General features: G+C 38.4%; 10 protein-coding genes. 6 read left to right on the top strand and 4 right to left on the bottom strand.

The features are described from left to right. Window positions 1–45: 45 nt before the first annotated feature. Window positions 46–1,056, bottom strand: a complete 1,011-nt coding sequence (locus DFQ12_RS13605; RefSeq protein WP_120259606.1) for a D-alanine--D-alanine ligase — start codon at window positions 1,054–1,056, stop codon at window positions 46–48. A gap of 145 nt (window positions 1,057–1,201) precedes the next feature. Here DFQ12_RS13605 and DFQ12_RS13600 point away from each other — a divergent pair, with 145 nt between their 5' ends. The 6 genes from DFQ12_RS13600 to DFQ12_RS13575 all read left to right on the top strand — a co-directional run bounded on the left by DFQ12_RS13600 (window position 1,202) and on the right by DFQ12_RS13575 (window position 7,794). Further along, the gene (locus DFQ12_RS13600; protein WP_120259605.1) at window positions 1,202–2,173 is read left to right on the top strand and encodes a PASTA domain-containing protein; all 972 of its coding nucleotides are present in this window, start codon (window positions 1,202–1,204) and stop codon (window positions 2,171–2,173) included. Between the two features lie 97 nt (window positions 2,174–2,270). After that, entirely contained in the window at window positions 2,271–3,311 is a 1,041-nt protein-coding gene (gene mltG, locus DFQ12_RS13595; protein WP_120259604.1) for an endolytic transglycosylase MltG, read from the top strand. After that, window positions 3,311–3,718, top strand: coding sequence for an acyl-CoA thioesterase (locus tag DFQ12_RS13590; protein ID WP_120259603.1), 408 nt, complete (start codon window positions 3,311–3,313; stop codon window positions 3,716–3,718). The genes mltG and DFQ12_RS13590 overlap by 1 nt, the downstream gene beginning before the upstream one ends. A gap of 1 nt (window position 3,719) precedes the next feature. Beyond that, window positions 3,720–4,688, top strand: a complete 969-nt coding sequence (locus DFQ12_RS13585) for a YihY/virulence factor BrkB family protein (RefSeq protein WP_120259602.1) — start codon at window positions 3,720–3,722, stop codon at window positions 4,686–4,688. Between the two features lie 236 nt (window positions 4,689–4,924). Beyond that, complete coding sequence (rpsA, locus tag DFQ12_RS13580; protein ID WP_120259601.1) at window positions 4,925–6,856, top strand: 30S ribosomal protein S1; 1,932 nt, start codon at window positions 4,925–4,927, stop codon at window positions 6,854–6,856. Window positions 6,857–6,954: 98 nt separating this feature from the next. After that, entirely contained in the window at window positions 6,955–7,794 is an 840-nt protein-coding gene (locus DFQ12_RS13575) for a sulfurtransferase (RefSeq protein WP_120259600.1), read from the top strand. Here the strand turns inward: DFQ12_RS13575 and DFQ12_RS13570 are convergent, their stop codons facing one another. The 3 genes from DFQ12_RS13570 to DFQ12_RS13560 are packed head-to-tail and all read right to left on the bottom strand — an operon-like array spanning window position 7,795 to window position 13,816. After that, window positions 7,795–9,696: a RecQ family ATP-dependent DNA helicase gene (locus tag DFQ12_RS13570; protein WP_120259599.1), complete on the bottom strand. Its 1,902-nt coding sequence runs from the start codon at window positions 9,694–9,696 to the stop codon at window positions 7,795–7,797. It lies immediately after the preceding gene. Beyond that, entirely contained in the window at window positions 9,693–11,783 is a 2,091-nt protein-coding gene (locus tag DFQ12_RS13565; protein ID WP_167457273.1) for a ComEC/Rec2 family competence protein, read from the bottom strand. Before DFQ12_RS13565 ends, DFQ12_RS13570 begins: the two co-directional genes overlap by 4 nt. Then, window positions 11,780–13,816, bottom strand: coding sequence for a ComEA family DNA-binding protein (locus tag DFQ12_RS13560; protein ID WP_120259597.1), 2,037 nt, complete (start codon window positions 13,814–13,816; stop codon window positions 11,780–11,782). Before DFQ12_RS13560 ends, DFQ12_RS13565 begins: the two co-directional genes overlap by 4 nt. Between the last annotated feature and the right edge of the window lie 57 nt (window positions 13,817–13,873).

Here is a 13,873-nt window from a genome sequence, read left to right as displayed (position 1 = left end):
GCTTTCAATTTTTTGAAAGCCCCTTTGTGTTAAAAATGATCTATTTTATTTAGCGGATAATAAAGCACTTTCGATCAATTCACCATAGAAATCACCCTCTTTCATACCAAAGGCACGCACCTGCTGTGGGATAAAACTCTGTGCTGTCTGCCCAGGAATTGTATTGATCTCAATAAAGTAAAACTTATCGGTACCATTTTCAAGGAAAAAGTCCACGCGCACCATGCCTTTGCAATTTAACCTAACATAAATTTCCTTCAGAATACGAGCTGCACGTTCTTGCTGCTCCGTCGTCAGGTCTGCTGGTGTAATTTCCTCAGTCAAGCCAGGGATATATTTCGCTTCAAAATCAAAAAATTCACGTGTTGTCCGAACTTCCGTTGCAGGCAACACGACCAATTCGCCTTTCGCATTACGGAAAATCCCTTCGGAAAACTCACGTCCAGTCACAAATTCTTCAACGATCACTTGCTTCCCAGTATTCTCGGCATCGAATGCTTTGTCAATAGCCTCCTGCAGTTGAGCCGATTCTTTCACCTTTGTCATTCCGATACTACTTCCACCAGCGTTAGGCTTCACAAAATATGGAAGGGAAAGGTTACTTTCTACAGTACTGATTGCTTCCGCTCGTTGTGATTCAAATAATAAAACAGACTTGGCCAGATACAATTCAGGAATATCACTTAATATCGCCTTTGTGTAGCCCTTGTTCATCGTCAAAGCTGAGGTCAGTGCATCGCATGAAGTATAAGGAATATCCAGCAAATCAAAGTAACTCTGTAGTCTTCCATCCTCTCCAGGTACGCCATGAACCATAATAAAGGCTAAGTCAAAACTTATTGTCTCTCCATTTAATGGCAAGGTAAAGCTTTCGCGCAGGATCGGATACTGCCGTCCATCTTTATCTGTATAAAACCATGCGTCTTTTGATATGGTAATCAGGTACACATCGTATTTGTCATGATCGAGTTGGGAATTGACAAAGGCAGAACTTTTAAAAGAAACTTCGGCCTCCCCTGTATAACCTCCAGTTATTAATGCTATTTTTGCTTTCATAAATTTTAGCGATTCGAATAGCAAATATAATTTGCTATACACGGAAAAACGAATAATTTTGTGAGGAATAATTTTATTTAACCATTCTGCAAAATTGGCTTCAATATTGCGGTTCTATGCAGAATTCATTTTATCAAACACAGTAATGTCCAAAGTCGTACAATATCTTCAGACACCCACCTTCAGAAAAAATCTCATTGCCGCATTCATCGCGATAGTCTGCCTATTTCTTGCCGTATATGTGGGGCTGAAAATATATACTAAGCATGATGAATCTATTGCAGTTCCAAAAATAAAGGGACTCCATATCAACGCAGCCGTCCAAGCCCTGGAGGATGCCGGATTAGAATATCAAATAGACTCCGTTTATCAGATGGATGCTAAACCCGGTCTGGTGATCGAACAAGATCCCGAGCAGGGATTTCACGTGAAATCTGGCCGAACAATTTATCTGACCATTATCACTCAAGTGGCTCCAGAAGTCTCTTTCCCAAATATTAAAGATAAGACCCTGATTGAAGCAACAGCTATCCTGAAAAATCATAATCTTAAAATAGGTGACACTTCTTATGTTGCTGATATTGCTAGAGATATTGTTCTGGATGCCCAATTTGCGGGTCAGTCTATCCGAAATGGTCGAATGATTCCAAAAGGTTCACGGATAGATCTTGTCCTAGGCAATGGTCTTGGAGCGAATGAAGTTGAAATTCCGAATCTTATCGGACTCCCTTTAAACGAAGCTAAATTTGCCCTCTCTGGCGCCGGACTTGGCTTGGGAACAGTAACCTACGATCCCAACGTAACCGATACAACAACAGCGGTGATCAGTGTGCAATCTCCGGGGGTAGAAAAGGGATTAACGAGCTTAGGCGCCAAAATAGACGTGACACTTTCGTTGACAGCGCCTTCACCGACAACAGGTACACCAGGATCTACAACTGTACCCAAACCCCAGGTAACTCCGACTCAGTCGAATCCACCTGCTGCGAAACCCGTTGCGACGAAGCCAGCTACTACGACAAAAACGACAACAAACGCCCCTCCCGCCAAGTCTTCAAATGCAGCGCCTACAGCGGGACAAAAAAAGGAAAATAAAGCAAATAGTCTAGGCTTCTAAAGCGATCATGAAACCTTCGTAAGCCATGAATCATTTGTATAAAAGATGAGTTCTATGTCGGTGAAGGTTTTATCACAGATATAAAAAAGTAATTCTGATGGAAAATAAAAAAGGAATACCAAGTTGGTTAAAAATTGTTGCATTAATCGTCATCCTTGTTGGGGGGTATTTTGCATGGACATTTTATAAGGCTTTCTTTGCCTCAAACGTTTCTGGAGAGAAGAAATACCTCTATATCCATGAGGGTGCAAAGTATGAAGATGTCCTCAAATCGATTCAAGACTCTAGTCTTTTGGATGATATCGCTTCATTCGAACGTGCTGCTCAATATAAAAAATACGAACAAAGTGTTAAACCGGGTCGCTACTTATTAACTCCCGGAATGAACAACCGACGTTTGATCGGTAACTTGATCGGTGGCTATCAGGAACCTGTGAAATTTAGATTTGCCAATGTAAGGCTAAAAGAAAATATGGCTGCATTATTGGGCAAAAGCTTTGAGGCTGATTCAGCACAATTTATTGCAGTACTGAATGATGAAGCTACAGCGCAAAAATTTGGATTTACCAAAGAAAACCTGATTTCAATTTTCATCCCAAATACCTATGAAATTTACTGGAACACGAGTCCAGAAAAGGTTATTGCCCGCTTTGATGATGAGTGGAAAAAATTCTGGAACGCAGATCGCATTGCTAAAGCAAAAGCACTGAACCTAACTCCACAACAGGTGAGTACATTGGCTTCCATCGTTAAAGGGGAAGCTTTGCACCAAGACGAAATGCCCATGATCGCTGGCTTATATTTAAATCGTCTAAAAAAAGGCATGCTCCTACAAGCCGATCCAACAGTAATCTTTGCTAATAATGATTTTACGATCAGAAGGGTCTTAAATAAGCATTTAAGAATGGATAACCCTTACAATACCTACATCTATAGAGGCTTGCCTCCGGGACCTATTTCTATCCCGAGTATCGCTGCTATTGATGCGGTTCTGAATTTTAAGCAACATGATTATATCTATATGTGTGCAAAGGATGATTTCTCAGGTTACCATAATTTTGCAAAAACAGAAGTAGAACATCTAGTGAATGCTCGAAAATTCCAACAAGCCTTAGACGCCAGAAATATCAAGAAATAATGTTTGTATTTGACCATCAGATTCGTGTTCGCTATGCAGAAACAGACCAAATGGGTTATGTCTATTATGGCAATTACGCTGCCTTTTATGAGATAGCAAGGACTGAGATGCTGAGAAGTACAGGGATATCTTATAAAGAACTGGAAGAAATGGGCGTTATGCTCCCTGTCACAGAGTTGAAAACAAAATATCTCAAACCGGGTAAGTATGATGATCTGATAACGATCCGGGTAACGATTCGTAAGAAACCTGCGGTCCGTATTATTTTTGAATATGAACTTTTTAACGAAAATGGTGAGTTACTCAATCAAGGAGAGACAACGTTGGTATTTGTCAATATGGAAAAGAATAAACCATGTATGCCGCCACAGGTCTTTCAGGATAAGATGAGTAAATATTTTAATTGATATGGGGAAATTCCACCAATGGCTATTAAATTTTGAACCTTATTTTAGATTAATCGAATGGAGTAAACGGGTTGTGTTACCAGGATTTGGTTCACTTCCCCTTTATACTGTAGCAGTGTTTTTCTTTCAGGAGCTCGCCAGAGATTCAATCGTCAGCAAGGCATCATCATTATCATATAGTTTTTTGTTGGCTATATTTCCTGGCATCATCTTTCTATTTACATTAATTCCCTATATTCCAATCAACAACTTTCAGGAGCAATTACTGGATTTTTTAGCGGTTGTCATTCCTAAAAATGCATTCCTTGTCGTTGAAACCACCCTCGAGGATATTATTAAAAACCAGAATGGAGGGCTCCTTTCCTTCGGTTTTCTTTTCGCAGCATATTTTGCGACAAATGGCATGGCCTCATTGATGAATGCTTTCAATAAAGCTTCCTTAATGACAGAGAAAAGACCTTGGATAAGAAAAAGGTTCGTTGCACTGACATTAGCCTTTCTGATTATTTTTGCCCTCACCGTCGGGATGACTGTATTTACAATTGCTGGTGTAACGATTGATTATCTAAAAGAAACTACGGGCATTAAATCCAGTATGTGGGCGACTTTGTTAAAACTCTCTCGATGGATTATTATTTTCGCAATTTATTTCTTTACAGTGAGCTGTATTTATAAGTTTGGTCCATCTACATCAAACAAGTGGAAGTTATTTAGCCCCGGAGCCTCCATGGCCACTATATTAGCGATTTTGACTTTCTCGATTTTCACATTCTATATTAATCATTTTGGTGCATATAATAAATTATATGGCTCGATCGGAACGCTGATCGTCATTATGCTTTGGATCTACCTCAATACCCTAATATTATTATTGGGCTATGAGTTAAATGCTGCAATAGCATTGTCCAAGCAAACCATTGTGATCGCCAAGCCACGGATCTTCAACTCCTTTAAAAAAGATAACGAATAGCACGACAAGTCACAACGAACAGCCAAAAAGAACGCTATAAGGCCTAACCCCCTCCTATTCTGACCAGTGAAAGATCCTGTCATGAGCCCACTCAGACCAAGCAGTTCGACAGCAACCTATACCTAGGAGGATAACTGAAAGTCTTTCAATAAAATAAGAAAAATAAAATTTTGCATTAAAAGTTTTTTTGTACCTTTGCAACTCCTACAACGTAGGAAAAAGGAGAAAATTAATTAATGGCAAAAAAACAAGAAGCAGAAAAAGAATTAGCAGCGAAAAACGCAGAGCTACAAGGTGCTGACACTAAAGTAGTGAAAGACACTGAAAAAATTGAATCAGAAGCTGATTCAAACTTAATCGACGAAATCAAATCAAACACTTGGATCACACCAGAAGGTGAATTTGACTGGGATGCAAATGATAAAGGTTTCGGAAATTATAGCGAAGCTGAACGCGCTAAACTTGAAGCACAATACGCAGATACTTTCAACCAAGTTAACCAAGGTGAAATTATTGAAGGTACTGTCGTTTCTATCAACAACAAAGACGTTGTCTTAAATGTTGGTTTCAAATCTGACGGTTTAGTTTCTTTATCCGAATTCCGTGACTTACCAGAATTAAAAATTGGTGACAAAGTTGACGTATTCGTTGAATCTCAAGAAGATGCTAACGGTCAATTAGTACTTTCTCGCAAACGTGCTAAAACTCAAAAATCTTGGGAAGCTATCAATGAGGCATTGGAAAATGATGCAATCATTACTGGTTTCGTTAAGAGCCGTACTAAAGGTGGTCTTATCGTTGACATCAAAGGTGTTGAAGCTTTCTTACCTGGATCTCAAATCGATATCAAACCTATCCGTGACTACGATGTATACGTAGGTAAAACAATGGAATTCAAAGTTGTTAAAATCAACCACGAATTCAAAAACGTTGTCGTATCACACAAAGTGTTAATTGAGAACGACTTAGAAAACCAAAAATCTGAGATCGTTGCTAAATTAGAAAAAGGTCAAGTATTAGAAGGAACTGTTAAAAATATCACTGACTTCGGTGTATTCATCGACTTAGGTGGTGTTGACGGTTTGTTGCATATCACAGATATCTCTTGGGGTCGTATCGAGCATCCAAAAGAAGTTTTAGCTTTAGATCAAACAATCAACGTTGTTGTATTAGACTTTGATGATGAGAAAAAACGTATCGCTTTAGGCTTGAAACAATTATCTGAGCACCCTTGGGAATCTTTAGATACAGCATTAGAAGTTGGTTCTAAAGTTAAAGGTAAAATCGTAACAGTTGCTGATTACGGTGCTTTCTTAGAAATCATCCCAGGTGTTGAAGGTTTGATCCACGTTTCTGAAATGTCTTGGTCTCAAAACTTACGTTCTCCACAAGAGTTCTTAAAAGTTGGTGACGAGATCGAAGCTCAAATCTTAACTTTAGATCGTGATGAGCGTAAAATGAGCTTAGGTATCAAACAATTGACTCCAGATCCTTGGAAAAACATCACTGAGCGTTACCCTGTTGGTTCTAAACAATCAGCTGTTGTTAAAAACATGACTAACTTCGGTGTATTTGTTGAGTTAGAAGAAGGTATCGACGGTTTGATCCACATCTCTGATTTATCTTGGTCTAAAAAAATCAACCACCCTAACGAATTCACTAAAGTTGGTGAGACATTAGAAGTAGTTGTATTAGAATTAGATGAAGAAAACCGTAAATTATCTTTAGGTCACAAACAATTGGAAGAAAATCCTTGGGATACTTTCGAGACAATCTTCACTGAAGGTTCTATCCACGAAGGTACTGTGATCAAAGTTGGTGACAAAGGTGATATCGTTGCGCTACAATATGGTGTTGAAGGTTTCTGTCCTTCTAAACACTCTGTTAAAGAAGACGGTTCTTCATTGAAAGTTGATGAAGTAACTTCATTCAAAATCATCGAGTTCAACAAAGAGAACAAACGTTTGGTAATTTCTCACTCTCGTATCTGGGAAGAAGAGAAAGAAGAAGCTCGCAAAGAAGAGTCTAGCAACCGTAAAAAAGACGCTAAAGCTGAGTCTTCAGCTGTTAAAAAAGTAAAAGATTCTGTTGAAAAATCTACTTTAGGTGACTTAGACGTGTTAGCTCAATTGAAAGAGCAAATGGAAAATGACAAAAACGCTAAGTAATTAGCATTTTCAATCCATAAAAAGAGGCTGTTCCAAAAGAACAGCCTCTTTGTTTTTAAAGGTCTGCTTTGTAATTTTGTATACATAAGATCATTGTTATGTTATTCAAATCAGCCTTAATTAGTCCATCCGAACTTCAGGATACATTGGTCCAAAATGGAAATGTAATCCTACTAGACTGCACCATCGATAAGGTCGGTCAATCTTTAAAAGACGCAAAGTTAGAATTACTTCCAAATTCATTATTTTTTGATATCGAAGGGAAATTCTCTGACCATACTGCTAAATTGCCGCACACCTTAGTATCTGAACAGGTGTTTGAGACAGAAGCTCAAGCATTAGGAATTGATCAGAACAGCATCGTTGTTTTATATGACAGATGGGGAGTTTATTCCAGTCCACGCGCTTGGTGGATGTTTAAAGTAATGGGGTTTGATCAGGTCTATATTTTAAATGGAGGAGTTCCTGCCTGGAAAAAAAATAAATTTGAACTAACAGACAGTTACAAGCAGCAGCACAATACGGGAAATTATAAAGCACATTTTCAAAAAAACCTTTATGCTGACAAAGAGTATATCTTAGCACATTATAAAGCGCCAGAAGTCAGTATTTTTGACGCTAGAAGTAAAGGAAGATTTATCGGCTTAGTTGCAGAGCCCCGAAAAGGCCTTAATGGTGGACATATTCCCCATTCTAAAAACCTACCTTTCGAGGAATTGCTTGATGGTATTTATTACAAGCAAACTGACGAACTTAAGCAACAATTTGATCAATTTAAAACAACCGGAAATGAATACATATTTTCCTGTGGTTCGGGGGTAACAGCCTCTATCCTCGCCTTTGCATCGTATATCTCAGGCCACACAAACATACGTGTATACGATGGTTCCTGGTCTGAATGGGGCAGAGAAGAACTTAACCTACCAATAGAAAAATAATCAAAATAAAGTATTCCAGGAATAGAGCTTGTCCTCCAAACGAATTACTTCGGCATCCAGTAGATCACGGACAATCTCTATTCTTCTTTTTTCAGTTCCAAAGGTCAAACTGTCAATCAGGTCGTGAAGACTTTTGGGTCCCAACAACAAGCTGTTTTTTATCTCTTCCTTAATTTTAGCTCGCTGGCTTTCCTTGTGTATACGCATTAAACAGAGATCACATACCTGGCAGAAACCCGCATTCTTTTCACCAAAATAAAGCAGCAAGGACTGGCTGCGACAATGGGATTTTTCGATATAATCTATCATCCCATTGACCTGTTCCCCTTTGACTTGATGGCGGTCGCGAATAAAGATATGATCGATGTATAGGTGTTTGTAATCAACACGATTTTGCAAAAATGTCAGCTGTGGTGCATCCGTAGAAGGGAGGTAACTCGCAATTTCCAATGCTTCCAGTGATTTTAAAAGCTCCACCACCCGACCGTATGGAACTCCAAGCTTATTTGCAAATTCATATTCATTAATTAGTATATAATTCTCAAAAACACCACCATAGGTACGTAAAATTGCCTTAATCAATTTATCATATTTCACATATTGCACTTGAACCTTATACAATTCTGTGCTATCAATTTCAAATTTGAAACGTGAGGGTATCGTTACCGCTTCTGACAATGTCAACCAACCATCGCGTTCCAAAAATTTCAATGCATTCATGACTGGTACCAAAGGCAATTGATATTTTTTGGCAAACGTAACCACATCAAAATCCACCGTAAGACCTTCGCCTGCTCCATAGGGAATCTGGAAATGATTACATAAATAATGATATGTCTGTTGAATGAAAGGGACATCGGGAAAACTGGCTTCCAACGTATCAACAAGCTTCTTTTCATCATTCTTTTGATAAAGAATAACTGGATAAGCTTTTTTACCATCACGTCCAGCCCTACCAGCTTCCTGGTAATAAGCTTCCAGCGAATCAGGCAGATCCAGGTGAATGACAAAACGAACATCAGGTTTATCGATTCCCATACCAAAAGCATTTGTAGCAACGATAACACGAACAGCATTAGTCATCCAGCCATTCTGCTTTTGGTCACGCTCCTGTCCAGGCAGCCCTGCATGATAGTAGTCTGATGCTATTCCATTGTTGATTAAAATACGTGCTATTTCCTGTGTCTCTCTTCGATTTCGAACATATACGATACCTGATCCACCCAGTTTATGAATAATACGTACCATCCGTCCCATTTTGTCTTCTTCCTCAATAGCCATATAGGCTAAGTTATCTCGAAGAAAACTTTTGACAAATACATTCTCCTTCGGAAAATTGAGTTTCTGCTGTATATCGACAATAACCCGTTCAGTCGCGGTTGCTGTCAGTGCTAAAAATGGCACTTTAGGATGAAGCTCCTTCAGTTTCGCTAACTCCAGATAAGGTGGCCTAAAATCATAACCCCATTGAGAAATACAATGCGCTTCATCGATAGCGAATAGATTGACGTTCATAAATCGGATCCGCTCCCTGACAAGATCATTATACAATCGCTCAGGAGATAAGTAAAGAAACTTTATTTTTCCATAGACACAATTATCCAAGGTAATATCCACTTCCCGCTTTTTCATTCCCGAATAAATAGCGACTGCCTGGATCCCATTTTTCCTCAAATGTTCTACCTGATCTTTCATCAGCGCAATCAACGGTGTCACCACAATGCAGATTCCCTCCATCATCAATGCCGGTACCTGAAAACAAATGGATTTCCCCCCTCCTGTTGGTAGTAAGGCAAGTGTATCTTTACCAGAAATAACTGACTGAATAATTTCCTCCTGTAATGGTCGAAATGATTCAAAACCCCAATATTGCCTTAAGATTGATATGCTATCTAAAGTCATAAGCTCTCCTTATCCCAAACATACGCAAAATTATCTTTTATGATATAATTCTTTATACTCAAGCGGTCCAGTATGACTTCAGCTTGTAACGATTTTTTCAGTGAATTGGAACCATCAAGGATAACCTCTTTGGGTGAAATTATATGTACTGCAGCAGATAGTTTATGAATAGCATTCTTCCTAATGACCAATAGATCTGCTTGTGGTAGTGTATCTTCAAAATGCTCCATAACGACTACTTTTCCTATGGGTAGTTCTATTAAATAATTATTCCTTATAGCTTTACTATTTAATGGAATAAATTGAATATTGTCATCAGTAGTCAATACCTGAATTTCCCGACCGCAAGCATATTGTAGGGCTTTATGATTTAATGAATCAAAGGTGCTATAAATTACAGCCCGTCTATTCTTAAAATAAGCTATTGTTAGTTCATTTCTCGTATTGTATACCCGAAATCGCTCCATATTTTTATTTATCATCTGTTGGTTGATATCTATGATCATGATCCCAGTCACGCAAAGGAGCCCCAAATAGTGATACTTTTTGTCTTTCCATTGATAGGCATATAAAAACGAAAAAATAGCCGCATATGAAAGGAAAAGGAGGCCATTGTCAATGATATTGATTTTGATAGTTGAAAAGGCCAAATGATCAATGGAATCCAGGCAATAAAGCATAAATCTGATTAAATTTTCCAAGAGGATTCCCAAAATTTCATTTAACCAATCAATAGGATTGATCGTCATCACAAAACCCAGATACATTGCTAATGTTGAAGGGAAGTCGACCAATAGATTAGCCAGTAAAAAATAGGTAGGAAATTGTCCAAAATAATAGAGCGTCAGTGGTGTTGTCAAAATTTGTGCAGCTATAGAGATACCAACGGTATCCCTAAAAAAACGCAGTATTAGATTTTTTGCAACAATCATCTTTTCAAAAATTGGCAAAAATAATATCATGCCTAATACCGCCAAAAATGAGAGCTGAAATCCCACATTCGTAATCGCTTTAGGGGCACAGAGCAATATAACTGTTGCGGCAGCTACCAGCGCATTTAAAGTCGAACTATTTCGTTTAAAATATTGTGCGAATAAAACAAAACTTATCATAATAGCAGCACGGGTAATAGGTGGATCTAACCCCGTAATAAAAGCATATAGCCAAATAACGGAAAATGTTATTGCAACAGGCAACCAGTTCAACATCAACGGCCAGGGAATATATCTAAACACAAGTGATAAAAAACCGAAAAGCACTGCCACATGCATTCCAGAAACGCTCAAGATATGTACCGTTCCTGTGTTTGTAAATGCCCTTATGGTATCCTCATCAAGATTATTACGAAAACCATAAATCAAAGCAGCTACAATGGAGAAGTGTTCCTCTTTTTCAAAATAATTCCGTATTTTTTTTAAAAAATACCCCCGTGTTTCTAGAGCCATACCAGTAATATCTGTGGATTGCGAAACTCCCTGTACAATTAGGGCATAGTTATCTGCGTGCAAGAAAATTTGATGATAAATATCAGCTCTTTCCAGGTGTTCTTTATAATCAAACTCGAGTGGATTCAATGGCGGATGTACGCTTACCATTTTACCCGCTAACCAAATCCGATCAGCATATTGAAACGGGCCTTTCACTCTAGATTTTAAGGAGATCATAATCTTGCCAGTAGTTGCAATAAAACGTCCCTGGCTATAACCGCCTATTACCTCTGCTGAGAATCGAATGACACCGGATTTAGCTTTAGGCTCCTCAGTAATATCCACAACATAATTATCCAACTCAAAATGTGAAAAATGATTTCTGACATAAAGCGGGTCTTTAGACCAAAACTGCCACACAGCAAATAACAGAACCAGCATATAATATCCGATAAGATAGCTATATTTAAAGAGTCTTCCTTTGAGCATATAGCAACAAAGGGTTATTCCAGTTAACAGGAACAAGCTATATTGCAGGTATTGAAACCATACAGGTGAGAGCTTTAGCACTGGAGCTGTAAAGAGCCCAATAGCGTAAACCGAAGCAATCTTTAGTATAGGAATTCGTTCCAACTTTTGATAAAAACTTAATTCCTTCATAATTGCCATCTCAATTGCAGCTTGATTTCGGACTTTCTATTACCGTTGATCTCATCCAATCCTGTACCGATGACCTCTTTATCAGGGTAATAATAAACGCCATACTTTGCCCATATATCAAGATTATGGTTTATTCTATACCTTAAATTCAGATATGCACGCCAGCCTTTCATATTATACATTCCAAATCCTGAAGCATATAACACATCGTTCTCATAAGCATAGATCCGATTATCATAAGTATCGGCCTGAAAATAGGCTATCCGTGAATTCAATTGAATTTTTCCGACATCTGGTTTCCAGAAAACATCCTGATAAAATAGATAGCCCAGATTATTATCCTCATATTCTTTCTGGAATAAATTAGCCTCAGCTCGGGAACGAATAGTCCAGATACGATTCAATTTATATTGAAACTCTATGCGTACCTGTTGTTTTGAGCTATTTACCAGTCCTGATTCGGTTTGCCCCTCTCCCAAATAATCGGTCTGTTTTAATCGATTTCTGTACCTCAACGTGAGTTGTCCCTTCTTATACCATATATAACTGAGTTGACTAAAAAAGTCCGCACCTACAGATCCGGTATCGGCCTGATATTTAGCCTCTGGGAATCGAAATATATCAATGTAACTGGACCAAACTAACTTTCTCGCCAATTGATAGGTAAATCCTGCATAAATCCCTTCTTCATTTGAGGTGTTACTCGATTCACCAAAACCTTGCCCATAAAAAGTATGGTAGTTTTTCCTATAATTCCGCACAAGAACAACTGCGGATACCCGTGGGTGTAAGCTGACAATAGCCCCCAATAGCATAGCCGATCCACCATCTAAACTACTGGCATATTCTCCAAATAAATGAGCATTTCGGAACGTATAATTGGTATACAGACTTATATTTTGCAGCATGTCGCCTTCGAAATCATACTGTTGTCTTTTGCCTGTCCCTTTGAGCTTAATCGCATCCAATTGAGATTGATTGAAATTGGCTCCTATTTTGAAACGATTATATCGCCATAAGACATTCATCCCATAAGTCATTTGATGTGCGGCATTTCTATAGCGTTGCTCAGTTGGCGTTCGGTGTAATCCTGATTTCGCAATCGTCTTAATGACCCTAGATTCTATATTATCGGATACATTAGCATCAATGTTCTGGTATGAAAAATATGGTGTGATCTCAAATCGCTGGAGCTGTAAAGTTCCAGTAATTCCACGCATAAAATCAACCTCATTTAATGACGTGTATTGCTTCACACCGATTCCCTGTCTGGCAGTATTCTGTACGAGTCCCCCTTTACCAAAGCTCAAACCATTCCACATGCTAAGACCCTGACCAAATTGCAATGCATAATCTCCAATGACAAGGTTGCGAACTGGACCAATAGACTTAACAAATAGACTTACTCCATAAAAATCAAATCCCAATTTTTGCTTATCCTTAAAAAATGGCTCACCAGCATCCTTTTCCATATTAATCGCCAAGCGAATTTTATTTTTTAGATTAGCCCGATATCGAATGGCATATCGATTGGGGTCTCCCAGATACCGGGATCTTGTGGTATCTATAATTTGGTATCCTTTTATTTTCTCTAGGGTACGTCCATATCGTAACATAAATTCGTGTGATAAATCATTGAATTGGCTTCCTATAAATGGACTAGCCTCTCCGACTTTAACGAAAGGCAACAATAAGCTCACGATCCGTGGATTAAAACCTTCAATGGACTGGATCTCCAAGGCATTGATAAAATTGCCAGAAACCTGACGATGCTCAATCAACCGCTGCAACAATAAAGGATCTATAAATTGTAATTCGATTAGTTCTGTCCCATCAGTCTTATTCAAATCGATCGGATTTTTTAGATAGTAGGTCCATTTTTCACTTAGTTCACTTAGATCAGTATCTTCGGGTAGTTCCTCCGATAAGCTTTCAAACAGCTCTTCAAGGTTGATTTTTTCATTTGTTTGCGCCAAACAGGTTATCCCAATAAAATAACCTATAAAGAGCAAGATTTTGCTACAATATTTCATAATAGGTTCTATTAAATATTGGCTATCCGTTGGTTAAAGAAGCACTTATCCCGGCAG

This window comes from Sphingobacterium detergens, from assembly GCF_003610355.1.
GTDB lineage: Bacteria > Bacteroidota > Bacteroidia > Sphingobacteriales > Sphingobacteriaceae > Sphingobacterium > Sphingobacterium detergens.
Note: the sequence above shows the minus strand (reverse complement) of the source record. Positions and strands in the feature narration are given on the sequence as shown.